This window comes from Pseudoduganella violaceinigra DSM 15887 (genome assembly GCF_000425385.1).
In the GTDB taxonomy this organism is placed as follows: Bacteria; Pseudomonadota; Gammaproteobacteria; order Burkholderiales; family Burkholderiaceae_D; genus Rugamonas; species Rugamonas violaceinigra.
Genome location: NZ_AUDI01000015.1, coordinates 35,918 through 59,287 on the forward strand (window position 1 = coordinate 35,918; position 23,370 = coordinate 59,287).

Consider the following 23,370-nt stretch of genomic DNA (forward strand, 5'->3'; position numbering starts at 1 on the left):
CAATTCAAAATGAACAGGAATCTCTGCGCGGCTGCCGTTGCATCCGTGATCGCGTCCCTTCCCCTGCTGGCATGCGCTCAGGCCGACAACGCCGCGGCGGGCGATGCGGCAGCGGCAGCCGCAACGGCCGCCGGCCCCATCGCCACTGTGGAAATCGCCACGCACAAGACTCGCTCCGCAGTTGCCATCAACAAGGGCGACATCCAGAAAATCCTGCCGGGCATTAACCCCTTGAAGGCCCTGCAAACCCTGCCGGGCGTCAGCTTCCAGACTGCCGATCCCTGGGGGAACAACGAACAGAATCTTTCGCTGTTCGTGCATGGCTTCAACGGCCAGCAACTGGGCTACACCATGGATGGCGTACCGCTGGGCGACCAGCAATACGGCAATTACAACGGCCTGTCGCCGCAGCGCGCCGTCACCAGCGAAAACGTCAGCAGCGTGATCCTGTCCACCGGCGCGGGCGACCTGGCGACCGCGTCGACCAGCAATCTTGGCGGTACCATCGAAACTTTCAGCAGCGATCCGCTCGGCACGCGCAACATCGGTGCGCAGCAGACCCTGGGCAGCTACAAGACCTCGCGCACCTTCCTGCGTTACGACACCGGAACCTTCGGCGACGGCAACAGCGTCTACATCTCTGGCATGCACCAGGAGCAGCGCGCCTGGGACTTCCGCGGCCGTCAGGGCGGCGACCAGTTGAACGCCAAGCTGGTGCGCCACGGCGACAGCGGCAAGCTGACCCTGTTCTACAACTACAACGACAAGATCGAGCCGAACGAAGATGCGACTGTGCATACGGCCGGCGAGAACAGCGCGCCCTATACCCGGCCGTTCCTGTATCCGGACTTCCAGGCCGCGCAGTCCTACCTGTCGCCTACCGGCGCCACGCCAGCCGCGGAGGGCAATAACTACCGCAATTACTACAGCGACGCGCAGCGTACCGACCACCTGGCCTATGCCAAGTACGACTGGAACATCAACGACACCACGACCTGGTCCAACCAGGCCTACTACCACAACGACCAGGGCGTTGGCGTGGTGGCCGGTCCGATCGGCGTTGCCGGCCTGCCGGCGCTGTTCGCGGTCTACTATCCGAAGCAAAACCTGAAACAGGTGTTCGGCAATTCCGGTTATGCGACCCGCACCACTGAATACAAGATCAGGCGCGGCGGCTTGCTGTCCACCTTGCGCAAGGAGCTGGGCGACCACCAGTTGCAAGCCGGCCTGTGGTTCGAGCGCAATCGCTCTTCCGCTTACCGCCGCTGGTATGCGCTGGATGTGAACAATCCCTCCACCCCGTACGAGCGCCCCACCGCCCCGCTGATCACCCAGTACGGCAGCGAAATCGACAACAAGGTGGTGCAGCTGCACGCGCAGGATGAATGGCGTGTGCGCCCCGATCTGACGCTGCAAGCCGGCTTCAAGTCCAGCCTGCAGTTCGCCACCGGCGACTTCCCGGTGCAGCCGCTGAAGGGCGCCATTTCGGGCGGCTCGACTGCGCTGCCGGTCGGCAGCATCGACACCAAAAAGTGGTTCCTGCCGCAGTTCGGCGGACGCTGGGACATCGATGCGCAAGACCAGGCCTTCTTCAACGTGCAGAAAAACATGCGCCAGTTCGTGACCTACGGCGGGGGCGGCGTGTCGCCCTGGAGCTTGTCGAACCAGGGCGCCTTCGACCTGTTCAAGGCCAACGCCAAGCCGGAAACTTCCGTCACGTATGAAGCGGGCGTGCGCAGCAGCCATGCGCTGAACTGGGGCCCGGTGACCGCCTTCGACAGCCAGGTCAACGTCTACCACGTGGACTTCCACGACCGCCTGCTGCAAATCAGCCCGACGCCTGTGATTACCTCCATCATCGGCGGCAACCTGGCCGTACTGTCCAATGTGGGCGATGTGCGCACCAACGGTATCGACCTGTCCGGCACCATCCACTTCGGCCGCACTTTCTCCTTCTACGACGCGGTTTCCTACAACCGCTCGAAGTACGAAGACAACTATGCCAGCGGCACTTCAATCGTACCGACCAAGGGCAAGGCGGTTCCTGGCAGCCCGGAATGGATGAACAAATTCGTCGCCACCCTGAACCTGGCCGAGACCGAGTTCCAGCTGATCGGCGACTACGTGGGCAAGCGCCACGCCACTTACACCAACGACCTGTCCGTGAAAAGCTACTTCCTGATGAGCCTTGGCGTATCGGGCAAGCTGCCGTTCCTGAACACCAGCTGGCTGAAAAACGCACGCTATCGCATGAATGTGAGCAACCTGGCTGACAAAAAGGGCGACCTGCAAGTGGTGGTGGGCGCGGCTACGGCTACCTACAACACGTATCCGATCGCGCCGCGCCAGGGCTTCATCACTATCTCGGCCGACTTCCAGTGAACGCGCGCTACCTGTCGCGGCGCGGTTTCATCGGCGGACTGGCTGCCACGGCGGGCGCGCTGGCGCTCGCACCGGCAGCCATGGGGTCGGCAGCGGCAACTCCGCGCCCGACGCTGTTTGCCCACCGCGGCGCCAGCGCGCTGTGCCCGGAACATACGCTGGCGGCCTATGCCAGGGCGATTGCCGATGGGGCGGACTATATCGAGCCCGACTTGGTCTGCACCAGGGATGGCGTGCTGGTGGCGCGCCACGAAGCCAATCTGAGCGAAACGACGGACGTCGCCAGGCGTTCCGAATTCGCCGGCCGCCGCACGCGCAAGACCATCGACGGCGCAAGCCATGAAGGATGGTTCGTCGACGACTTCACGCTGGCCGAACTGAAGACACTGCGTGCCATCGAACGGATTCCTGCCGACCGTCCGGGCAGCGCACAGTACGACGGCATGTTCCAGGTGCTGACGTTCGAGGAGATCATCGATTTCACCGCCGCCACGTCGGCCACCACGGGCAAGCTGATTGGCCTGATCCCTGAACTGAAGAGCTCCACCTATTTCGCCAGCGTCGGCCTGCCGCTGGAGGACCGCTTTATCGCCACACTGGCGGCGCATGACTACACGCGCCGGGCGCCGCTCGAAATCCAGTCCTTCGAAATCGCGAACCTGAAGTATCTGCGCGAGAAACTGGGCAAGCGCGCCAATTGCCGCCTGATGCAGCTGGTGGGGCTCGGCGACATCCGTCCGCGCGATGTGGTGGCGGCGGGCGGCAGCCTGACATATGGCCAGATGTGCACGCCGGCCGGGCTGAGCGAGATCGCGCGATACGCGGATGTGGTGGCGCCGCCGACGCGCGGCGTCATCCCGCTCAACAAGGATGGCTTCCTCGCCGAGCCCCTGCCCATCGTGGCCGACGCCCACGCGGCGGGCCTGCGTCTGGAAACCTGGACCTTCCGCCCCGAGAACCGCTTCCTCGCCGCCGACTTCCGCAACGGCGACGGCGAACGCGCCCGCAACGAAGCCGGTTCCATCGCGGAAATCAGGCGCTACCTGGCCACGGGCCTGGATGGCTTCTTCACGGATGATCCGGCGCTGGGACGAGCCGCGCTGGACATGTCTAAATGAGTTTGTCCAGGGTCAGCGGCAGGTCGCGCACGCGCTTGCCGGTGGCGTGATACACGGCGTTGGCCACCGCCGCGGCCACACCCACGATGCCGATTTCGCCGATGCCGCGCGCACCCAGCTCGTTGAAACGCGTGTCGTTGCCAGGCAGCGCCACCACGTCGATGTCGCCCACATCGGCATTCACCGGTACGTGGTAATCGGCCAGGTTGGCGTTGGCGGCGCGGCCATAGCGCCAGTCCATCTCCGTTTTCTCCATCAGAGCCATGCCCAGCCCCCACACGATGCCGCCAATGAACTGGCTGCGCGCCGTCTTCGCGTTCAGGATCGTGCCCACGTCGTAGCAGGCGACAACGCGCGGGACGCGCACCGTGCCAAGGTCGGGATCCACCTGCACTTCCACGAATACCGCGCCGAAGGAATGCATGGAATACTGTTTTTTCTCTTCACCCGGCCCGGCCTCGGCGTCACCGTTCACAGCCTGGCCGCCGTTGCGCCCGATGACCGCCGCCATCGGCTCGGCGCGCGCCGGCATGGACCGCAGCCGCAGCCAGCCGTCCGCCGCCTCGATTTCCGAAGCATTGAAACCGAATAGCGGCGACGCCCGGTCGGCCACCGCCAAGGCCAACAGCTTGTCGCGCGCCGCCGTGCAGGCGCGGTGCACCGCCGGGCCGACGCTGGCGGCCGTCATCGAGCCGCCCGACACGGGGGCTTCCGGCATATCGGAATCGCCCAGCTCGAAGCGCACTTTGTCCAGCGGCAGGCCGAGCGCATCGGCCGCTATCTGGGTCATGATGGTGTAGGTGCCGGTGCCGATGTCCTGCGAACCGCAGCGCACCAGCGCCGTACCGTCCGGCGCGATGCTGGCCCAGGCCTTGGCCGGCATGCGGTTGGCCGGGTAGGTCGCGGTGGCCATGCCCCAGCCGACCAGCATGCGGCCGGCCGTCATCGAGCGCGGCGTTGAGGTGCGCTTCGCCCAGCCGAAGCGCTCGGCGGCCACTTTGTAGCACTCGCGCAGCTGCTTGGACGAGAAGGGAATGTGCTTTTCCGGATCCTCTTCGGCGTAGTTCTGCAGCCGGAGGGCCACCGGGTCCATGTCCAGCGCGTAGGCCATTTCATCGATCGCGCATTCCAGCGCGAAGCTGCCGCTCGCTTCCCCGGGCGCCCGCATATAGGTCGGCACACCGACATTCAGCGTTGCCAGCTGCTGCGTGGTCTGCAGGCTGTCGCTGGCGTACAGGATGCGCGTCGGCGCGCTGCAGGGCTCGGTGAAATCGTCCTGCACCGATGTATGCGAAATCGTGTCGTGCGCCACCGCCAGCAGATGTCCCTCGGCGCTGGCACCCACGCGGAAACGCTGCTCCGTCATCGGCCTGGCGCCGACCTGGGCAAACATCTGCGGGCGTTCCAGCGCGAGCTTGACGGGGCGGCCGGCCATGCGCGCCGCCATGGCGGCCAGCACCACGTGCGACCACATATTGCCTTTGCAGCCGAAGCCGCCGCCCACATAGGGCGACACCACCCGGACCTTCTCCGCCGGGATGCCGAGCGCGCGGGCGGCATGCTTCTTCACGCCGGACACGTATTGCGTGGCATCGTACAGCGTCAACTGGTCGCCTTCCCAAGCCGCGATGGTGGCGTGCGGCTCCATCGGGTTATGGTTTTCGACCGGCGTCGTGTACAGCACGTCGATGCGCCGCGCCGACTGCGACAGGCCCGCTTGCACATTGCCGCGCTGCGTCTGCATGGGGCGGTCGGGCTGCTCCTTCGGCTTGCGCAACTTGCGCTTGGCCGCCTGGAAGTCCAGCAACGCCGGCTGCGGCGCGTAGTGCACCTTGACGGCGCGCGCCGCATCCTGGGCTTGCTCCAGCGTTTCCGCCACCACGACGGCGATGGGCTGGCCGTTGTAGTTGACTGCATCGTCCTGCAGCAGGTTCAGTTTCGGCGGCGGCGGTTTCTGCGCTTCCCCGCCCGGCTTTTCGCGCGGCAGGCGCGGCGCGTTCCGGTGCGTCATGACCGCCAACACGCCGCGCATCTGCTGCGCGCGCGCCGTGTCGATGGCGCTGAGGCGGCCGTTGGGAATGGTGCTGAGCACCAGCACGGCGTGCGCCAGGCGCGGCAGGGCATGCTCGGCGGCGAAGGTGGCGCTACCGGTGACCTTGGCGCGGCCATCGGTGCGGGGAATCGCTTGTCCGACCTGTTTCATACGCCCTCCCCGGCGATGCGCAAGGCGCGCACGATGGCGCGCTGCGCCAGTTCGACCTTGAAGCGGTTGCCGTCCAGCGGCTGGGCGCCTTCGAGCAGGCTCCGGGCGGCAGCGCGGCATTGCTCGTCATCGAGCTGGCGGCCTTGCAGCAGCAGTTCCGCGGCGCGGCGGCGCCACGGCTTATGCGCGACGCCGCCCAAGGCGATGCGCGCCTCCCTGACCGTTGCGCCATCCATCTCCAGTGCGGCGGCCACCGACACCAGCGCAAAGGCATAGCTGGCGCGGTCGCGCAGCTTGAGGTAGTGGCTATGGCGCGCCATGCGCGACGGCGGCAGATCGATGGCGACGATCAGCTCCCCCGGCTGCAGCACCGTATCGTACTGCGGCGTGTCGCCGGGCAGTCGGTGGAAGTCGCCTATCGCGACGGTCCGCTCACCTTGCGCACCACGCAGCAGCACCAACGCATCCAATGCGGCCAGCGCCACGCTCATGTCCGATGGATTGACCGCCACGCAGGCCGGGCTGGCGCCCAGGATGGCATGCATGCGCTGGTAGCCCTGGCGGGCATCGCAGCCGGAGCCGGGCGCGCGCTTGTTGCAGTGGCTGAACGCGGTGTCGGTGAAATAGGGACAGCGGGTGCGCTGCATCAGGTTGCCGCCCATGGTCGCCATATTGCGCAATTGGGCCGATGCGCCGGACAATATGGCCTGCGACAGCAAGGGATAGCGCTCGCGCACCAGCCCGTGGCGTGCGGCATCGGCGTTGCGCACGGTGGCACCGATGCGCAGGCCGCCGCCGGGCAGTTCTTCGATATGGCCGAGGCCTGCGTCATTGATATCGACCAGCTGCAAGGGATGTTCGACATCGCCCTTCATCAGATCGAGCAGGTTGGTGCCGCCGCCGATGAAGCGTGCGCCGTCCTGCTGCGCCAGGCGCACGGCATCCGCCGCATCGCGCGCCCGTTCGTAGAAGATCGATTGCATGGCATTCCCCTAGCCGCGCCGCAGCGCCACCGCGCGGATGGCGGCCACGATATGGGGATAGGCGCCGCAGCGACAAAGATTGCCACTCATGCGCTCGCGGATTTCCGCATCGCTCAGGCCCGCGCCGTCGGCGCGCATTTCCTCCAGCAAGGCCGTTGCCGAGCAAATCTGGCCCGGCGTGCAGTAGCCGCACTGGAAGGCGTCATGCTCGAGGAAGGCCTGCTGCAGGGGCGCCAGTTCCCCGTCCTGTGCCAGGCCTTCGATGGTGGTGATGCGCTGTCCCTCGTGCATCACGGCCAGCGTCAGGCAGGCATTGATGCGGCGGCCGTCCGCCAGCACGGTGCAGGCGCCGCACTGGCCCCGGTCGCAGCCTTTCTTGGTGCCGCTCAGGCCAATATGCTCGCGCAGCGCATCGAGCAGCGTGACGCGCGGCTCCAGCGACAACTGGTAGTCGCGGCCATTGATGTGGAGATGGACCGGGCGCGGCGGCGCCGCCACAGCCTCGCGCACCGGCGCGGCTGCCGCCGTGGCGGCCGGGACTTGCGTGGCGCCGACAACGGCGAGTGCGGATTGCAGGAAACTTCGGCGGTCAGGCATCGTTCGCTCCCGAAAAGGCTGCGCCAACGATGGTGCCCTGCCCTGCGCCGGCCTTCCGTTAGCCCGCGCACACAAGCCTTAATCGGGCAGCGGCTCCGCAGTCGAAGGCGGCACTGCCGAGCGCGCGCCGTTCATGACCATGGCCAGCAGCGTGTAGTAGCCGTTGATGCCCATCAAGTCGGTCACGCCTTTTTCGCCGAATTGCAGCACGGCGGCGGCCCAGGTGGCATCGCCAACCTGCTTCGTGCCGTGCAGTTCGCGGCAGAAGTCGTAGACCGCCTGCTCGTCCGGCGCCAGCCCATCCGGCCTGCGGCGTTCGGCAATGGCGTCGATGACGGCCTGCGGCACACCTTCCTGGGCCGCGATGGGCGCATGGATGGCCCATTCCACCTGCTGGTCCCAGTGCCGCGCCGTGACCAGGATGGCCAGCTCGGTGAGCCGGGTGCCGAGGGCGCTGCGGTAGCGCAGGTACTCGCCCAGGCGCTGCGTGCAGGCCATCAGCTCGGGGCTGTGCAGCAGCGGCACAAAGGGCCCGTACAGGGCGCCGCGCGGGCCGTCGATGACAGCCTGCGCGGCGGCGCGCTGTTCGGCCGTCATGTCCGCTGGCGGGATCGGTCCTAATCGTTCGCTCATAGCGGCAGATGGTCGCACAGGACTGGAGAAAAATCAAAACGGCGCGGGCGCGGCCAGGCTAATGTCGATAAACCGACAACCCTGCGAGGAGCCGCCATGAGCCACCTGATCCATCGCGACCTGCGCCGCACGCCGCCCGTCGCCGTCTGCGCCTTCGGCATGCAAGTGCGCGACAGCGCGGGCCATACCTATCTGGATGCCAGCGGCGGCGCCGCCGTGTCGTCGCTGGGCCACGGCCACCCGGACGTGCTGGCGGCGATGCAGGCGCAGCTCAAGGTGGCGGCCTACGCGCACACCTCCTTCTTCACCACCGAAGTGGCGGAAGAGCTAGGCGAGCGGCTAGCGCAGGATGCGCCGGGCGACTTGAACTATGCCTATCTGGTGTCCGGCGGCTCGGAAGCCATCGAAGCGGCGCTCAAGCTGGCGCGCCAGTACTTCGTCGAGCACGGCGAAACCGAGCGCCGCGTGTTCATCGCCCGCCGCCAGAGCTATCACGGCAATACCCTGGGCGCGCTGGCCCTGGGCGGCAACGAATACCGCCGCCGCCATTTCGAACCGATGCTGATGGATGTGGCGCGCGTCTCGCCGTGTTTCGAATACCGCGAACGCCGCGCCGGACAGGACGTCAACGAGTACACGGCCAACCTGCTGCAGGAGCTGGAGGCGAAGATCCTCGACCTGGGACCGCAGCACGTGATCGGCTTTTGCGCCGAGACCGTGGTCGGCGCCACCAGCGGCGCCGTGCCGCCCACGCCGGGCTATTTCAAGGGAGTGCGGGCGCTGTGCGACAAGTACGGCATCCTGATGATCGCCGATGAAGTGATGTGCGGCATGGGCCGCACGGGGACGCTATATGCGATCGAGCAGGAAGGCGTGGTGCCGGACATCGTCGCCCTGGGCAAGGGCCTGGGCGCGGGCTACCAGCCGATCGGCGCGGTGATTGCCCGCGACCACATCGTACAGCGGCTGCGCTCGGGCAGCGGCGTCTTCCAGCACGGGCATACCTATGTCGGGCATCCGGTAGCCGCCGCCGCGGCGCTGGCGGTGCAAAAAGTGATACGGCGCGATTCGCTGCTGGGGGCCGTAACGGTGCGCGGCGCGGCCTTCAAGCGCATGCTGCGCGAGGCCTTTGGCATGCATCCGCATGTCGGGGATATCCGGGGGCGCGGCATGCTGCTGGCATTGGAGCTGGTGCAGGACCGGGAAGCGAAGCGGCCCTTCGATCCCGATTTGCGCCTGCACGCGGCGGTGAAGGATGCCTGCATGGCGTGCGGGCTGATGGTTTATCCGATGGGCGGAACCATCGATGGACAGCGCGGCGACCATGTGCTGCTGGCGCCGCCCTTCATCGCGTCCGAAGCCGATCTGCAACAGATCGTGGCGCGGCTCAGCGATGGGCTGGAGCGTGCCTTGCGGCAGCTGCGGCCCGCCTCAGGCAATCCAGGGCCGGGCCGCGGGGGCTGACCCGCGTTGGCGGGGATCAGAACTCCTGGTAGCCGATCACGTCCTGCTGCTGCTCGCCCAGGCCGGCGATGCCAAGGCGCACGAAATCGCCCTTCTTCAGGAAGCGCTTGCGCGCCAGGCCGACGCCCGGCGGCGTGCCGGTGGCGATGATGTCGCCCGGTTCCAGCGTCATGAAGCGCGAGATGTATGCCACCAGCTGCGGCACCTTGAAAATCATGGTCTCGGTGCAGCCGGTCTGCATGCGCTTGTCGTTCACTTCCAGGTACAGGTCCAGCTTGTCGAGATCCCACACCTCGTCGCGCGTCACCAGCCATGGGCCGACCGGGCCGAAGGTGTCGCAGCCCTTGCCCTTGTCCCAGGTGCCGCCGCTCTCGAGCTGGAATTCGCGCTCGGACACGTCATTCACCACGCAATAGCCGGCGATGTATTTTTCCGCCTCTTCCTCGCTGACGTTGCGGGCGCGGGTGCCGATCACCACGCCCAGCTCCACTTCCCAGTCGGTCTTCTTCGAGCCCTTGGGCAGCATGATCGGATCGTCCGCGCCGGACAGGCAGGTGATCGCCTTCATGAAGATGATCGGTTCGCTCGGAATCGGCAAGCCGGCCTCCTTGGCATGGTCGGCGTAGTTCAGGCCGACGCCGATGAACTTGCCCACCTTGGCCACAGGGACGCCGAAGCGCGGATTGCCGCGCACCACAGGCAGCGTTTCGGGATCGATTTTGGCCAGCTTGCGCAGCACCTTGTCGGACAGGTTGGCGCCTGCGAAATCGCTGATTTCAGCGGACAGGTCGCGCAATTTGCCGAATTCATCGATCAGGCCAGGTTTTTCTTTGCCTATACGGCCGTAACGAACCAGTTTCATAACATCTTCCTTCGTGTTGAAGGCGACATTTTACCGGAAGCGCCGGAGCAGGTAGCGGCACAGGCCCGGCAACTGGATCAGCACCAGCAAAGCGAAGGCGCATTGGTAGGCCGCGCCGGGGTAATGGCCAAGCGGCGACGGCTGCCAGCAGGCGATCACTTGCCCGAATCCGGCCTGCACGGCGAAGGCGCCGACAAAGATCAACAGGTTCAGGCAGGTGGAAGCGCGCCCCGTCAATGCTGGCGGCATGGCTTGCGCGACGATCGAATACTCCATCCCGGTGACGCAGCCGACCAGCATGAACAGCACCGGCAGCACCTGCTGCGCCGGCCGCCATCCGCAGGCGAAGGCGCATTGCAGCAGCACGAACAGCAGCACGCCCGCCGCCGCCACGTCCAAGGCGCGCCAGCCGCGCCTTGCCGCCCATTCGGTCAACATGCCAACCCCGATCGAGCCGAAGATCACGGCCGCCATGCCGAGATAAAGCAGCCAGGCGATGGCTTGATCGCCGTAGCGCGGCACATCGGCCAGCCAGCGCGCAATCCACAGCCCCTGCACGCCGAAGAACACCGTATGCGGCAGCAGGACCAGCATTGCGGTTTCGCGGAAGACAGGGTGGGCGAAGGTTTCGGCCAGCGCGCCGCGGGTGAAGGGGCGCACCGCCGCCGGCGGCGGTGTCGGGGCCAGGAACAGGATCAGCAGCGCAACGACGACGCAGGCCCCGGCCAGCCCGGCCATCAGCCACTGCCAGCTCATATGCTGCAGCGCCAGGCGCACCGGCAAGGTGGCGGTGGCGGCGCCCAGGCCGCCGGCTGCGATCAGGTAGCCCTGGACGGACGGCGCTCGGTGCACCGGCAGCCAGGTGGTCAAGGCCTTGATGGCGGACATGAAGCAGGCCGCCAGCCCAAATCCCATCAACGCGCGGGCAATGGCCAGGCCGGCGAAATCCTTGCAGCCGGCGAAGGCCAGCGTGCCGGCGGCGGCCACCAGCAGCAGCACGAATTGCACGCGGCGCGGGCCGTAGCGGTCGAGCGCCATGCCGATCGGCAGCTGGGCGACGGCGAACGCGAGGAAATAGGTGCTGGTCAGCGTGCCAAGCTGCGCCGGCGTCAGGTTCGCCTGCGCCACCAGCTGCGGCGCCAGCATGGCGTTCACGCTGCGCAGCAGCCACGAAATGTAATGCCCCAGCGAGAAGGGAATGAAGACCAGGAACAGCGTGGCGGTGCCGGACAGGCTGCCCGGCACCCGTTGCCGGCCGTACCACCAGCGCAGCGGCGCCGGCGGCACGGCAATGGCGGCGGGCGCGCGCATCGCATGGGCCTAGGCAACCAGCGGGATGACCCGGCGCGGCAGCACCGGCACCGTCGCGGCGCCCGGCATGTGGCCCGCCCCGGGCTCGCCCTCTTCGAAGAAGAACTTGTCGCGCCCGAAGGCCGGACGCAGCTGGTCGAACCAGGTCGCCGTGGGGTCGTACTTCGCATAGAACGGCTTGCGCACCCAGTCCGCGTTGCGCGCCTGCAGGAACTGCAGCGCGAATACCTTCTCGCCGCCGATCTGCACCACGCCGTCGATCACCACCTTGCCCGGAAAAGCGCTCATGGAAGGGCCCCGCACCGTGCGCGCCAGGCCCGACACCATCTGGTAGGCCTGCTGGAACACCTCGTGCGCGCGCGCCAGCGGCAGCTGGAAATACTCGCGCGGCCCGGTATCGCGCTCCACGAACATATAGTACGGAATCGCCCCCAGCCGCACGCCGGTGCGCCACAGCTCCGCCCAGCTGGCCGGGTCCTCATTGATGTGCCGGATCAGGGGGCCCTGCATGCGCAAGGTTGCGCCGGTACCGACAATGCGCTTGACCGCCTGCTGCGCCACCTCCTGCCGCAGCTCCACCGCATGGTTGTAATGCCCCATGATCGCCATATTCTTGCCCGATGCGACCACGCGCTCGAACAGGCGCAGCAAGTCGTCCGCATCGCGGTCGCCGACGAAGCGCTGCGGCCAGTAGGCCACCGATTTGGTGCCGACGCGGATATTCTGGATATGCTCCAGGCCCGGCCCCAGCAAGGGCGCGATGATCTCCTCCATCGAACGGGTATTCATGATCATCGGATCGCCGCCGGTGATCAGCACGTCCGTCACGTCCTTGTGGTTTTTCAGGTATTCCACCAGCTCGGTCGTTTCGCGGGCGTCGAACTTCATGTCGTCCATGCCGACGAACTGCGGCCAGCGGAAGCAGAACGTGCAGTAGGCGTGGCAGGTCTGGCCCGCGCTGGGAAAGAACAGCACCGTCTCCTTGTATTTGTGCTGCAGGCCGCGCAGGGGCGCATCGTTCACGCGCGGCACATTGTGCGTCATCTGCCCGGCCGGATGGGGATTCATGCGCAGGCGGATCTGCCGCACCAGCTGTTGCGCCGCCGCGTCGTCCTGCTTCACCAGCACCAGGTCGCGCAGCTGCCAGTACTCGTGCGCGGGCAGCATGTCGCGGTGCGGGAACACCAGGCGGTAGATCGGATCGTCGGGAATCTTGTCCCAGTCGATCAGCTGCTCCAGCACATACTGGTTGGTGCGGAACGGCAGCACATGCGAAATGACCTGCACCGCCTCCTGCTGCTCGGGCGTCAGCCGTTCCCACTGCGGCGCCTGGCGGATGGTTTGGCGGGTGTATGGCTTGAACTTTTGCAGGGCATCGGCGGTCATGGCGTACTCCAGGTGGGTGGGCTAGGACTTCATGATGGCCCGCTTAAGAAAGCGCCTATTGCCCTACCTCAATGCTTAGCCGGAAAGATCCTGCGAGCTTGCGTTTGCGCAACTCCCGCGCCGGTGTGCCGACGTACAGTTGGGCTTCTCACCCTCCAAGGAGCCCGGCATGAAACGCATCCTTTCCGCATCCGCATTCCTGTCCCTCCTGGTCCTGGCGGCGGCCAGCGCCAGGGCCAATGAGCCGACCGAAAAGGATGCCATCGCCATGGTGGAAAAAGGCGTCGCGTTCATCAAGCAGCACGGCAAGGATAAATTCATCGAGAAGGTCAGCGCCAAGGATCCCGAATTCATCCAGGGTGCCCTGTACGTCGATATCCGCGACCTGCAGAGCGGCGTGGTGCTGGCCCACCCGATCAACCCCACCATCGTCGGCAAGGACCTGACCGACGTGCCGGATGCCAGCGGCAAGAAATACCGGCGCGAAATCATCGAACTGGCCGCCAAAAAGGGCAAGGGCTGGGTCGACTACATGTACAAGAATCCCACCACCGGCAAGATCGAGCCGAAGACCACCTACATCCAGCGCGTCGGCGACGCGGTGCTGGAAGCCGGCATCTACAAGAAGTAGGAGGCCGCCATGCTGAGCCGACTGCGGATTGGACCGAAGCTGCTGCTGGCGCCGGGCGTGGTACTGGCGCTGCTGCTGGCGACAGCGGCATGCGCCTGGTTCGGCATGGTGCGGCAGAACGCGTCGATGGAAAACCTGGTGCAGCTGCGCGCGGCCCGGCTGCAAGCCGTGGCCGATGTGGCGGGCGAAGCGCGCATGGCGCATGCGAATATCTACCAGCTGCTGGCCTGGATCAACGGCAGCTTCGCGCAGGCCCGGCTCGACGCGCTGACGGCGCAGCTCCGCAGCCGGCATGGCGCCGTCGACGCGCAGTTGCAACAGCTGGCCGGCGCCGCCGTGGCCGACGAGCACGGCCTGCTGGCCGGTTCGCAGCAGGCCCTGGCCGCCTACCGCAAGGCCGTGCAGGAGACCCTCGAACTGGCGCAGGTGGACCAGTCGATCGCCACCAATGCCATGGCCAAGGCCGAGCACCAGTTCGCGGCGCTGGACGCCCAGCTGCAGCAGCTGGCGGCGCTGGAAAAAGCCCTGTGCGAGGCCGCGTACGGCGGCGCGCGGCAGGAATTCCGCCTGCTGGGCATGACCATGGCAGGCTTGCTGCTGCTGTCGGTGGCGCTGTCGCTGGCGGTGTCGATGCTGGTGCGGCGCGCGCTGCTGCGCGATATCCAGGCGATCGCCGACGGCGTGCGCAGCCTGGCTGCCGGACAGCTGGCGCCGCGCCCGCCGGTGCGCGGGCGCGACGAGGTCGCCGATACGGCGCGCGCGCTGCAAGGCGGCGTGGCCCAGCTGAACGGCACCATCCTGTCGATCCGTGGCGCGGTGCAGCAGATCGACCTGGCCGCGCGCGAAATCGCGAGCGGGAATATGGACCTCTCCTCGCGCACCGAGCTGCAGGCCGGCTCGCTGGAGGAAACGGCGAGCGCGGTCGACAGCCTGGCCGCCGCGGTGCGCAGCAATGCCGCCCATGCGCACGCGGCCTGCCAGCTGGCGGCCAACGCCAACGACCTGGCGGCGCGCGGCGGCGCCGCGGTGTCCGCTGCGGTGCAGACCATGGAGGCGATCCGCGCCTCCTCGCGCAAGATCGTCGAAATCATCGGCGTGATCGACGGCATCGCCTTCCAGACCAATATCCTGGCCTTGAATGCGGCGGTGGAGGCGGCGCGCGCCGGCGAGCAGGGGCGCGGCTTTGCCGTGGTGGCGGCCGAGGTGCGCACGCTGGCGCAGCGCAGCGCGACCGCGGCGCATGAGATCAAGGCGCTCATCAACGCGTCCGTGGCCACCATCGACCGCGGCGCGGCATCGGTGGGCGAGGCCGGCGGCAGCATGGGCGCTATCGTGGCCGCGGTGCGGCAGGTGGGCAGCATCATCGAGCGCATCAGCGAGGCCAGCGCCGAGCAGGCGCGCGGCATCACGGAGGTGAACCAGGCGGTGGGGCAGATCGACGATGTCACCCAGCAGAATGCGGCCCTGGTCGAGCAGGCGGCCGCGGCGGCGGCCAGTCTGCGGGAACAGGCGTCCGGGCTGGCGCAGGCGGTGGCGGTCTTCGATCTCGGCGACGACGGCGGGGCCGGATGCGCGCCGCTTGCGGCCAGCGAACGGCGTGCGCCGGACAGCCCGATGCGCGAGCCGCAGGGCCTAGCGGAATGGGCGGCTGACAAACGGCGAGCCGGCCAGGCCGAAGCGCCACGGCACATCCACCGCCTTTGAAATGCCGATGCGCGGCCCCACCGCGACCTGCACCCGCCCCTGGCGCGGCAGCAGCTCGAAGGGCGCCGCGCCGAGCGGCATGGCGTTGTACTCGCGCGTCACGCCCAGGGCCTGGGCCAGGCGCCCGGGGCCGGAACACAACCGCCGCACATCGTCCATGCCGCGCCGCGCCTGCATCTGCGCGATGCCCTTCAGCGGCTCGATGGCGCGGATCAGCACCCCGGCCCCATGCCCCTCCTCCCGGCAGACGAAGTTCATGCACCAGTGGATGCCGTGCGACAGGTAGATATAGGCATGGGCGGGCGGCCCGAACATGGCGGCATTGCGCGCGGTCTTGCCAGAAAAGCTATGCGAGGCAGGATCCTCGCGGTCGTACGCCTCGACCTCGACAATGCGGCCCCCCACGCCATTGACGAGCACCGTCACCCCGATCAGGCGGCGGGCCACCTGGGGCGCGGGGGCGCTGAAATCGATGCCGGCCAGAAGAGGGGAAACCATGCTATCGATTGTAGCAATGCTGGCATTTCGGCACGAAAAAAAACCCGGTCGCGTCCCGGGAAGGAGGCAAAAAACAGGCGATAATGGCGGGGCCCGCTCAGCAGAACAAGCCCGAAGCAAAATGACAACAGCCGCAGTCCGGCTCCCGGACCACAATTCGACCGCAGAAGATGCGCTGTTGCGCTCCATCCGCATCCCGCCGCGTCCCAGCCTGCTGGTCGACCTGCAGCGTGAACTGGCGCACACCGACCCGTCGCCGCGCGCCATCGCGCGCATCATCGGCCACGACGTGGGCATGTCGGGCGCCCTGCTGAAACTGGCCAATTCGCCGTTCTACGGCGCGGCGCGCAAGGCCAAGTCGGTCGAACAGGCCATCAATTTCCTCGGCATCAACCAGTGCGCCGCCATGCTGACCGGCATCCTGGCGCGCGAAGCGGTGGGCGGCAACCAGCCGGCCCTGAACCAGTTCTGGGAAGTGTCGTCCTGCCGCGCCCAGGCCATGGTCTTCATTGCGCGCAAGCTGCGCCTGGCGCCGCCGGACATCGCCCATACCTTCGGCCTGTTCTGCGACATCGGCATCCCGATCCTGATGGCGCGCTTCGACAACTACGGCCAGACCCTGGAACTGTGCAACGGCACCGCCGAGCGCAAATTCACCGACATCGAGGACGCCCGCCACAGCACCAACCACGCCGCCATCGGCTGCCTGCTGGCGCGCAACTGGGGCCTGTCGCCGGACGTGTCCTGGGCCATCCTGCACCACCATGACTACGAAGTGCTGTGCGACGACGCCACCGACGATGCGATCCGCTCGCTGGTGGCCGGCGCGGTACTGGCAGAACGCGCCATCCAGCGCTACCACGGCAACAGCGCCTCGCTGGAGTGGGAAAAAGGCGGCGCGGCCGCCTGCCGCCACCTCGGCCTGAACGAGGACGAAGGCGCCGACCTGCTGGACGAACTACACGAAACCTTCCATATTGAACCTTGAGCCGCATGCAAAAGACGAAGAACAAGCGCCCAGCACCACGCCCCTCCCCCACTGTCGATAAAACGGAATCCCTGAGCCAGGAACTGTGCAGCCTCGCGCTGGCGCAGGACGACGAGCTGCGCCATGCCGTGCGGCGCTGCCTGCGCCAGGGCAAGGACGCCGTGCTGGCCGGCGCCATCGAGCTGGCGCGCGGCGAAGACGTCGACGCCTACCGCCTGCTGAAGGAGGCCGTCGAGGAAGATGCCGGCACGGTGCTGCTGCGCAAAGGCGACGGCGCCGAGCTGGAAATCAATGCCTTCGCCATTCCCCTCTTCGTGCACAGCCAGGGCGGCCTGCGCGAAGCGGAAGGCTTCCAGGATGAAGCGGCATATGCCGCGCTGCTCGACAGTTTCACCGGCGCCGGCCTGGAAGGCCCGCAGGCCAAGGTGGTGCTGGTGCAGCACGCCTACGACCTGGCCGAGATGGAGGGCATCGGCTACAGCCAGCTGAACGCCATGGTGCATGAAGCGGCGGCGGCCCTGCTGGAGAAGAAAGTGGCGGACGCCCCGGCCCTGCTGCGCAGCATCGCCGGCTGGCAGCCGTCCGCCTTCGGCGCCGGCGATGAAGCGGTCGAGCTGCGCTTCCTGCTCGGCTTCGCCCTGAAGCGCGCCGACGACCCGTTCTACGCCGTGCCGCCGGCCGGCAAGAAGCAGGACGCCTGGTTCGAGGCGCGCCTGCAACGCTACCAGCAGTGGACCGTCTCGGCAGCGCCGCTGGTGCAGCGCTGCCTGGCCAGCAAGGGCACCACGCTGCAGCTGAACTTCCAGTACCAGGACCTGTTCCATGGCGCGCTGCAGCAAAGCCGGGCCGAACTCTGGATGCTGGCCATGATGGCCGAATTCGGCGCGGCGCTGGCAGCCCACGGCGCCGCCCGCGCCGTCATCACCCTGGTGGAAACCGACGAGGATGCAGCCCTCGGGGTGCAGCTGTTCGGCGCCGCCGACGAGCTGGCCCACGCCGACCGCCGGCTGGATGTCGGCGACGACGTGGAAGCGGAAATCGAGGACCTGCGCGATGCCCTGGCGACCCTCGGGATTGCGGATATCGCCATCGAATTGACAGCCCCCTGAGACGCGCACATACTAGTTTCATAAGGGGGAGGAGACGCCGCCATGAAACTACTGACAACATTGATTTTTGCGACGCTGCTGTCCGGCTGCGCCGCCGCGCCGACGGCGGTCACCGTTCCGGAACGGGTACTGTTCAACGATGCCGCGTTCGTTAAACCGGCAGCCATGGTCACGCCGGAGCAGATTTTCGCGCTGACGCCGGAAATGAAGGCGTATGCCGCCAAGATCCGGCTGATCGACCACGCCAAGCCGAAGCACCAGGCGCTGTTCGACGCGCTGTACGAACGCGACCAGCTGCGTCTTGACTATGATTCCGAAATGACGCGCACGGCCGCCCAGGCGTTCGACGCGCGCTCGGGCAACTGCCTGTCCCTGGTCATCATGACGGCAGCCTTCGCGCGCGAGCTGGGACTCGAGGTCCAGTTCCAGCGCATCACCAGCGAAGACACCTGGAGCCGCGCCGGCTCGCTGTATTTCAGCAGCGGCCATGTCAACCTGGTGCTGGGCAAGCGCAACTTCGATGCGTTCAACATCTACGACAGTTCGCAGGCGGTGACCATCGACTTCCTGCCGCCGCCTGATGCCGACAAAATGCCGACCGAAGTCATCTCGGAGCGCCGCATCATCGCCATGTACATGAATAACCGGGCGGCGGAGACCATGGTTGCGGGCAAGCTGGATGACGCCTACTGGTGGGCGCGCGCCGCGGTCGAAAATGACCCCGGCTACCTGCTGGCCTACAATACCCTGGCCACGGTCTACCAGCGCCACGGCGATATGCGGCTGGCCGACCAGACGCTGCGCTTTGCCCATGAGCACGATCCACTCAATACGGTGATCCTGTTCAACCTGTCCGAACTGGCCACCGCCATGGGCCGGACGGAGGAGGCGGCGAAATTCAAGTCCGAGCTGGGACGCCTTGAACCCAATCCGCCGTTCCATTTCTTCCACCTGGGCCAAAAGGCCATGGAGGAAGGCGATTACCGCAAGGCGCGCTCGATGTTCGTGCGCGAAGTGCAGCGGGCGCCTTACTATCACGAGTTCCACTTCTGGCTGGCCAAAGCCGCCTTTGCGCTGGGCGACCTGAAAGAGGCCGACAAGCATATGGGCCTGGCGCTGGTCAACAGCACCACGCGCAGCGACAGCGCCATCTATGCCAGCAAGCTGGCCAGTCTGCGTCTCTACGAAACGCGAGCCCGTCTTCGACCGGGACAAATCTAAATAACCAGGATCCATGCTGAAACAACTGAGCCCCCTCGCCCTCTCCCTTGCACTGGCCTTCGCCGGCGCCGCCCAGGCGGCGCCGGACGAAAAACCCGACCTGCGCGCCTCCTATACCAAGTACGAATTCCGCATCCCGATGCGCGACGGCGTACGCCTGTTCACGGCCGTCTACGTGCCGAAAGACGCCAGCAAGACCTATCCCTTCCTGATCGAACGCACGCCTTACAGCGCGGGCGTGAACGTTGACGAGCAGCTGCAGTACGGGGTGGACTTCTACCCGCGCCGCCTGGGTCCTTCGGCCGACTTCAGCGAGGCCGGCTACATCTTCGTCAAGCAGGATGTGCGCGGCCGCTATATGTCCGAAGGCAAGTGGCAGGAAATGACGCCGCATGCCAAAGCCAAACGCGAAGCGGGCGAAGGCAACGAGAGCCAGGACATGCACGACACCGTCGACTGGCTGCTCAAGCATGTGGCCAACAATAACGGCAAGGCCGGCATCTACGGCATCAGCTATCCCGGCTTCTACACCTCGGCCAGCATCATCGATTCGCATCCGGCCATCAAGGCCGCCTCGCCGCAGGCGCCGGTGACCGACCTGTTCATGGGCGACGACTCCTACCACGGCGGCGCCTTCATGCTGGCGGCCAATTTCGACTTCTACGCCGCCTTCACCGAGGAAAAGAACCCGTCCCCGCTGCCGAAGACCTGGAGCGAATTCGACTACGGCATGACCAGCGGCTACGACTACTTCCTGAAAGGCCTGACCCTGCCCAACATCCTGTCGGCCATGGAGCCCAAGCAGCTGGCCTACCTGAAACCGACCATCGAGCACGACACCTACGACGAATTCTGGAAGTCGCGCAATATCGCGCCGCACCTGAAGGGCATCAAGGCGGCGGTGCTGACCGTGGGCGGCTGGTTCGATTCGGAAGACCCGCAAGGCCCGTTCACCGTCTACAAGGCGATCGGCAGCCAGAACCCGGGCATCTTCAACGGTCTGGTGGTCGGGCCCTGGGTGCACGGCGGCTGGGCCGGCGGCGAGGGCAAACGCCTGGGCCATGTGAAATTCGACAGCAAGACCAGCGAATACTTCAACAAGAAGCTGCTGTTCCCCTTCTTCGAGGAACAGCTGAAAGGGGTGAAGCCGGCGCAGCCGATCGCCGCCGTCAACACCTTCGAAACCGGCACCAACGTCTGGCGCCAGTACAGCGCCTGGCCGCCGCAGCAGGCCCGGGCGAAAATGCTGTACCTGGGCCCGAACGGCACTCTGGTGTGGCAGCAGCCCGCCGCCGCGGACGCCTTCGACGAGTACGTCAGCGATCCGCGCAAGCCGGTGCCCTATATCGGCTACCCGGCCACCGGCGTGCCGCGCGAATACATGGTGTCCGACCAGCGCTTCGCCGCCTCGCGGCCGGACGTGCTGACCTATCAGAGCGACGTGCTGGAGGAGGATGTGACCATCGCCGGTCCGGTGACGCCCAAGCTGTTCGTCTCCACCACCGGCACCGACAGCGACTTCGTGGTCAAGCTGATCGACGTCTATCCGCAGGACTACCCGCAGGACAAGGAGGAAGGCAAGCAGTCCGACACACCGCCGCCTTCGCTGAAGATGGGCGGCTACCAGCAGCTGGTGCGCGGCAATCCCCTGCGCGGCAAGTTCCGCCACTCCTTCGAGAAGCCGGAGCCCTTCGTACCGGGCAAGGTTGAGCCGCTCAGCTACCAGCTGGGCGACGTGCAGCATACCTTCCGCCGCGGCCACCGCATCATGGTGCAGGTGCAAAGTTCTTGGTTCCCGCTGGTCGACCTCAACCCGCAAACCTTCACCAACATCCCCGCCGCCAAGCCGGAAGATTTCGTGAAGGCCACCCAACGCGTCTACCATGCGCCGGGCACGGCATCGGGCCTGCAGCTGATGGTGATGCCTTAAGGCGGCTTAGCAGTTCTCGTATTTCCAGTTCCGCTTCTTGCCTTCGGCAATCCATTCGACCGCCTGGGCCATGCGCTTGTCGCGCGTGGCCGCGGTCTTGGCCTCGGTCAGCCAATCGCAGTAATCGCGCTTGGCGCTGGCTGAGAATTCCTTGAACACGTCATAGGCGGCAGGATTGGCTTCCAGCGCCGCGATGAAGTAATCCGGCACCAGCAGTTCGCGCGGCGCCGTCTTGGGCCGCGCCACCTTCACGCCCGCTTCATTCAGCTTCATGGCCTTCCTGACGTAGGCCGTCAGCACTTTCTTCGGCGGCAAATCCTTGATCGAGGTGATGCGGCCGAACTGGCCCATGGCCTCCTTGCCCTTGTCGTCTTCCGCCGCCAGCAGCAATTCCGCCTTCCAGAAACCGAATGCGCAATGCTGCTTGAAAGCGGCGAAATTGCACATGATGCCGTGATAGTCGAAGTTCGGCATGCTCCACTTGATGGTTTCCTTCACCTCCGGGCAGGCGGCGTGGATCACTTCGCGCAGATGGTTCAGGATGGGCTGGGCGAAGTCGGCCGACTTGGCGATGTAGGCGTCGACGCGCGGATCGGTGGTGGGCATGGATATCCTTTCAACTGTGTTGCCGCAATCTGACATCGGTGCGTTGCTTAACGCAGTTTGCTCAGCATTAGGAGCATACTAAACCTCATGAGCAATTCACGCAAAATGGCGGCCGCCGCCGGCGCCGTGGGCTTTGTCTGGGCCGGAATGACGGCCCTACTCATGGCCGGCCAGCGCAAGCTGCTGTTCAATCCCACCGTCAAGCGCGAGGTGCAAAGTCCGCGCAGCAGCGGCCACCGCACGCGCGCCATCGTGCTGCGCGGCGCCGACGGCACGCGCCTGGCGGGCTGGCTGATGACGCCGCGCGAACCGGGCGTGCGCCCTGCCGTGGTGTATTTCGGCGGGCGTTCGGAAGAAGTGTCCTGGCTGGTGCGCGACGCCGGCAACCTGTTCCCCGGCATGACGGTGCTGACCATGAATTACCGCGGCTACGGCGATTCGCACGGCGAGCCAGGCGAGCACTTACTGGTCGCCGACGCCTGCATGCAGCTGGACTGGCTGTGCAAGCACCACAAGGTCGACCCGACCCGCATCGCGGTGGTCGGACGCAGCCTGGGCTCCGGCGTGGCGGTGCAGGCCGCGCTGCAGCGCCGGGTGCAGGCCACGGTGCTGATCACGCCTTACGATTCCATCCTGGCGCTGGCGCAGCGCAAATTCCCCGCCCTGCCGGTGTCGATGCTGCTGCAGCACCGCTTCGAATCGGTCAAGCATGCCACGCAGCTGGCCGCACCGACTTATGTGCTGCGCGCCGCCAGCGACGATATCGTGCCGCACTCGCATACCAATGAACTGGTCAGCAAGCTGGCCTGCCTGCACCACGACGAGACCATTCCCGACTCGGACCACCTGAACATCCCCTACCTGCCGGCCACGCAGCAGAAGATCGCCAGCTTCCTGCAGGCGCAGTTCACGCAGCCGGCTTGAACACGGCGCGGAATGCACGCATGGCCGCCGGGTGGCCGATCGTCATATGCGTTTCATCGAGCATCGGCAGCATCTGCCAGCGCAAGCCTGCCACCGGCGCGCCCGATAGTGCGCCTTCCAGCTGCCTGGCCAGTTCCGGCTGGCCAGGCTCGCCGCTGGTGGCGATGAACAGCGTCTTGTCGAGGCGCTTGCGGGTACGCAGCGTGCCTGCCGCCGTTTTCAGGATTTCGCGGTCGTTCCACCACAGCGTGGGATCGATGGCGATGTAGGTATCGAACATTTCCGGCGCCTGCAGGAAAGTCTCCAGCACGAACATGCCGGCCAGCGATTCGCCGATCAGGGCGGTCTCGCCGGTGGTGTGGTAGCGTGCTGTCACCAGCGGCATCAGCTCCTCACGGATGAAGCGGCGGAATGCGGCCGAGCCGCCGACCACCGGCGCGATCTTCCGGTCCTCGGCATTCGCGGTCGGCGAGGTCATGTCGCGGCGCCGCTGCGTGTTCTCGATCCCCACCAGCATAAAGGAACGCATGGCCAGGCTGGCGACCGAAACCTGCAGCAGGCCCGCCGTGTGGACAAAGTCTTCCGCCACGCCGCCGTCCAGCATGAAAAGCACCGGCAGCGGCGCGTCGGGCTTGACGTCCCAGGCCCGCGCGGCATAGATGTTGATGCGGCGGGTCTCGCCCAGGATCTTCGATTCCATGGTGAAGGTTTCGCCGATCGCCAGCGGCCCCGGGGGCGACGCCGCCGGCTCAGCCGCGCGGGCCGCGGCGGCCACCAGTGCCCCTGCTGCCAGGCCCAGTACCTGCCTCCTGCTTGCCAT

At 66.4% G+C, this 23,370-nt stretch carries 20 protein-coding genes; 10 read left to right on the forward strand and 10 right to left on the reverse strand.

Going from position 1 to position 23,370, the window contains the following annotated elements; genetic code table 11:
* The first annotated feature begins 9 nt into the window (after positions 1–9).
* Entirely contained in the window at positions 10–2,382 is a 2,373-nt protein-coding gene (locus H597_RS0109530; protein WP_028101945.1) for a TonB-dependent receptor, read from the forward strand.
* Entirely contained in the window at positions 2,379–3,500 is a 1,122-nt protein-coding gene (locus H597_RS0109535) for a glycerophosphodiester phosphodiesterase (RefSeq protein WP_051293651.1), read from the forward strand. Before H597_RS0109530 ends, H597_RS0109535 begins: the two co-directional genes overlap by 4 nt.
* Here H597_RS0109535 and H597_RS0109540 read toward each other — a convergent pair.
* From H597_RS0109540 to H597_RS35675, 4 genes are all read right to left on the reverse strand, one after another.
* Complete coding sequence (locus H597_RS0109540; protein ID WP_028101947.1) at positions 3,493–5,703, reverse strand: xanthine dehydrogenase family protein molybdopterin-binding subunit; 2,211 nt, start codon at positions 5,701–5,703, stop codon at positions 3,493–3,495. The two genes, H597_RS0109535 and H597_RS0109540, sit on opposite strands and share 8 nt — an antisense overlap.
* Entirely contained in the window at positions 5,700–6,686 is a 987-nt protein-coding gene (locus H597_RS0109545) for an FAD binding domain-containing protein (protein WP_028101948.1), read from the reverse strand. Before H597_RS0109545 ends, H597_RS0109540 begins: the two co-directional genes overlap by 4 nt.
* 9 nt (positions 6,687–6,695) lie before the next feature.
* Complete coding sequence (locus H597_RS35670; RefSeq protein ID WP_083941026.1) at positions 6,696–7,283, reverse strand: (2Fe-2S)-binding protein; 588 nt, start codon at positions 7,281–7,283, stop codon at positions 6,696–6,698.
* A gap of 78 nt (positions 7,284–7,361) precedes the next feature.
* Positions 7,362–7,916 (reverse strand): carboxymuconolactone decarboxylase family protein, encoded by a 555-nt coding sequence (locus H597_RS35675; RefSeq protein ID WP_028101949.1) that lies wholly within the window; start codon positions 7,914–7,916, stop codon positions 7,362–7,364.
* Positions 7,917–8,012: 96 nt separating this feature from the next.
* On the opposite strand from H597_RS35675, the gene H597_RS30325 reads away from it, so the two are divergent.
* On the forward strand, positions 8,013–9,380 hold the full coding sequence (locus H597_RS30325; protein WP_051293653.1) for an aspartate aminotransferase family protein: 1,368 nt from the start codon (positions 8,013–8,015) through the stop codon (positions 9,378–9,380).
* Between the two features lie 16 nt (positions 9,381–9,396).
* Here H597_RS30325 and H597_RS0109565 read toward each other — a convergent pair whose 3' ends face one another.
* From H597_RS0109565 to H597_RS0109575, 3 genes are read right to left on the reverse strand one after another with little or no spacing between them, the layout of a single operon-like run.
* Positions 9,397–10,242: a fumarylacetoacetate hydrolase family protein gene (locus H597_RS0109565; RefSeq protein ID WP_028101950.1), complete on the reverse strand. Its 846-nt coding sequence runs from the start codon at positions 10,240–10,242 to the stop codon at positions 9,397–9,399.
* Between the two features lie 30 nt (positions 10,243–10,272).
* Entirely contained in the window at positions 10,273–11,553 is a 1,281-nt protein-coding gene (locus H597_RS0109570; protein ID WP_229632136.1) for an MFS transporter, read from the reverse strand.
* Positions 11,554–11,562: 9 nt separating this feature from the next.
* Positions 11,563–12,939 carry a KamA family radical SAM protein gene (locus H597_RS0109575; RefSeq protein ID WP_028101952.1) on the reverse strand — a complete coding sequence of 459 codons (1,377 nt, stop codon included), beginning with the start codon at positions 12,937–12,939 and terminating at the stop codon, positions 11,563–11,565.
* Positions 12,940–13,108: 169 nt separating this feature from the next.
* Between H597_RS0109575 and H597_RS0109580 the strand changes: the two genes are divergently transcribed.
* Both H597_RS0109580 and H597_RS0109585 read left to right on the forward strand, forming a co-directional pair.
* Entirely contained in the window at positions 13,109–13,570 is a 462-nt protein-coding gene (locus H597_RS0109580; RefSeq protein WP_028101953.1) for a cache domain-containing protein, read from the forward strand.
* A gap of 9 nt (positions 13,571–13,579) precedes the next feature.
* Complete coding sequence (locus H597_RS0109585) at positions 13,580–15,274, forward strand: methyl-accepting chemotaxis protein (RefSeq protein WP_028101954.1); 1,695 nt, start codon at positions 13,580–13,582, stop codon at positions 15,272–15,274.
* Here the strand turns inward: H597_RS0109585 and H597_RS0109590 are convergent.
* Positions 15,203–15,772 carry a DNA-3-methyladenine glycosylase gene (locus H597_RS0109590; RefSeq protein ID WP_028101955.1) on the reverse strand — a complete coding sequence of 190 codons (570 nt, stop codon included), beginning with the start codon at positions 15,770–15,772 and terminating at the stop codon, positions 15,203–15,205. The genes H597_RS0109585 and H597_RS0109590 overlap by 72 nt on opposite strands.
* A 121-nt stretch (positions 15,773–15,893) precedes the next feature.
* Here H597_RS0109590 and H597_RS0109595 point away from each other — a divergent pair, with 121 nt between their 5' ends.
* Genes H597_RS0109595 through H597_RS0109610 form a run of 4 tightly spaced genes read left to right on the forward strand, consistent with a single transcriptional unit; the run spans position 15,894 to position 21,020 of the window.
* Positions 15,894–16,760 carry an HDOD domain-containing protein gene (locus H597_RS0109595; protein WP_028101956.1) on the forward strand — a complete coding sequence of 289 codons (867 nt, stop codon included), beginning with the start codon at positions 15,894–15,896 and terminating at the stop codon, positions 16,758–16,760.
* 5 nt (positions 16,761–16,765) lie between these two features.
* Positions 16,766–17,869: a hypothetical protein gene (locus H597_RS30330; RefSeq protein WP_035373711.1), complete on the forward strand. Its 1,104-nt coding sequence runs from the start codon at positions 16,766–16,768 to the stop codon at positions 17,867–17,869.
* Positions 17,870–17,911: 42 nt separating this feature from the next.
* Positions 17,912–19,090, forward strand: a complete 1,179-nt coding sequence (locus tag H597_RS0109605) for a tetratricopeptide repeat protein (protein ID WP_028101957.1) — start codon at positions 17,912–17,914, stop codon at positions 19,088–19,090.
* A gap of 13 nt (positions 19,091–19,103) precedes the next feature.
* The gene (locus H597_RS0109610) at positions 19,104–21,020 is read left to right on the forward strand and encodes a CocE/NonD family hydrolase (protein WP_028101958.1); all 1,917 of its coding nucleotides are present in this window, start codon (positions 19,104–19,106) and stop codon (positions 21,018–21,020) included.
* Between the two features lie 6 nt (positions 21,021–21,026).
* Here the strand turns inward: H597_RS0109610 and H597_RS0109615 are convergent, their stop codons facing one another.
* Positions 21,027–21,626: a YdeI/OmpD-associated family protein gene (locus H597_RS0109615; protein WP_028101959.1), complete on the reverse strand. Its 600-nt coding sequence runs from the start codon at positions 21,624–21,626 to the stop codon at positions 21,027–21,029.
* Between the two features lie 87 nt (positions 21,627–21,713).
* Here H597_RS0109615 and H597_RS0109620 point away from each other — a divergent pair, with 87 nt between their 5' ends.
* Positions 21,714–22,550, forward strand: a complete 837-nt coding sequence (locus H597_RS0109620) for an alpha/beta hydrolase (RefSeq protein ID WP_028101960.1) — start codon at positions 21,714–21,716, stop codon at positions 22,548–22,550.
* Here the strand turns inward: H597_RS0109620 and H597_RS0109625 are convergent.
* Positions 22,534–23,370, reverse strand: coding sequence for an alpha/beta hydrolase (locus tag H597_RS0109625; protein WP_035373713.1), 837 nt, complete (start codon positions 23,368–23,370; stop codon positions 22,534–22,536). The two genes, H597_RS0109620 and H597_RS0109625, sit on opposite strands and share 17 nt — an antisense overlap.

Excerpts from the sequence above, each read along its gene's own strand:
- H597_RS0109530 (WP_028101945.1), top strand. The coding sequence starts at position 10 with ATGAACAGGAATCTCTGCGCGGCTGCCGTTGCATCCGTGATCGCGTCC.
- H597_RS0109540 (WP_028101947.1), bottom strand. The coding sequence starts at position 5,703 with ATGAAACAGGTCGGACAAGCGATTCCCCGCACCGATGGCCGCGCCAAG.
- H597_RS0109545 (WP_028101948.1), bottom strand. The coding sequence starts at position 6,686 with ATGCAATCGATCTTCTACGAACGGGCGCGCGATGCGGCGGATGCCGTG.
- H597_RS35670 (WP_083941026.1), bottom strand. The coding sequence starts at position 7,283 with ATGCCTGACCGCCGAAGTTTCCTGCAATCCGCACTCGCCGTTGTCGGC.
- H597_RS35675 (WP_028101949.1), bottom strand. The coding sequence starts at position 7,916 with ATGAGCGAACGATTAGGACCGATCCCGCCAGCGGACATGACGGCCGAA.
- H597_RS30325 (WP_051293653.1), top strand. The coding sequence starts at position 8,013 with ATGAGCCACCTGATCCATCGCGACCTGCGCCGCACGCCGCCCGTCGCC.
- H597_RS0109565 (WP_028101950.1), bottom strand. The coding sequence starts at position 10,242 with ATGAAACTGGTTCGTTACGGCCGTATAGGCAAAGAAAAACCTGGCCTG.
- H597_RS0109570 (WP_229632136.1), bottom strand. The coding sequence starts at position 11,553 with ATGCGCGCGCCCGCCGCCATTGCCGTGCCGCCGGCGCCGCTGCGCTGG.
- H597_RS0109575 (WP_028101952.1), bottom strand. The coding sequence starts at position 12,939 with ATGACCGCCGATGCCCTGCAAAAGTTCAAGCCATACACCCGCCAAACC.
- H597_RS0109580 (WP_028101953.1), top strand. The coding sequence starts at position 13,109 with ATGAAACGCATCCTTTCCGCATCCGCATTCCTGTCCCTCCTGGTCCTG.
- H597_RS0109585 (WP_028101954.1), top strand. The coding sequence starts at position 13,580 with ATGCTGAGCCGACTGCGGATTGGACCGAAGCTGCTGCTGGCGCCGGGC.
- H597_RS0109590 (WP_028101955.1), bottom strand. The coding sequence starts at position 15,772 with ATGGTTTCCCCTCTTCTGGCCGGCATCGATTTCAGCGCCCCCGCGCCC.
- H597_RS0109595 (WP_028101956.1), top strand. The coding sequence starts at position 15,894 with ATGACAACAGCCGCAGTCCGGCTCCCGGACCACAATTCGACCGCAGAA.
- H597_RS30330 (WP_035373711.1), top strand. The coding sequence starts at position 16,766 with ATGCAAAAGACGAAGAACAAGCGCCCAGCACCACGCCCCTCCCCCACT.
- H597_RS0109605 (WP_028101957.1), top strand. The coding sequence starts at position 17,912 with ATGAAACTACTGACAACATTGATTTTTGCGACGCTGCTGTCCGGCTGC.
- H597_RS0109610 (WP_028101958.1), top strand. The coding sequence starts at position 19,104 with ATGCTGAAACAACTGAGCCCCCTCGCCCTCTCCCTTGCACTGGCCTTC.
- H597_RS0109615 (WP_028101959.1), bottom strand. The coding sequence starts at position 21,626 with ATGCCCACCACCGATCCGCGCGTCGACGCCTACATCGCCAAGTCGGCC.
- H597_RS0109620 (WP_028101960.1), top strand. The coding sequence starts at position 21,714 with ATGAGCAATTCACGCAAAATGGCGGCCGCCGCCGGCGCCGTGGGCTTT.
- H597_RS0109625 (WP_035373713.1), bottom strand. The coding sequence starts at position 23,370 with ATGGCAAGCAGGAGGCAGGTACTGGGCCTGGCAGCAGGGGCACTGGTG.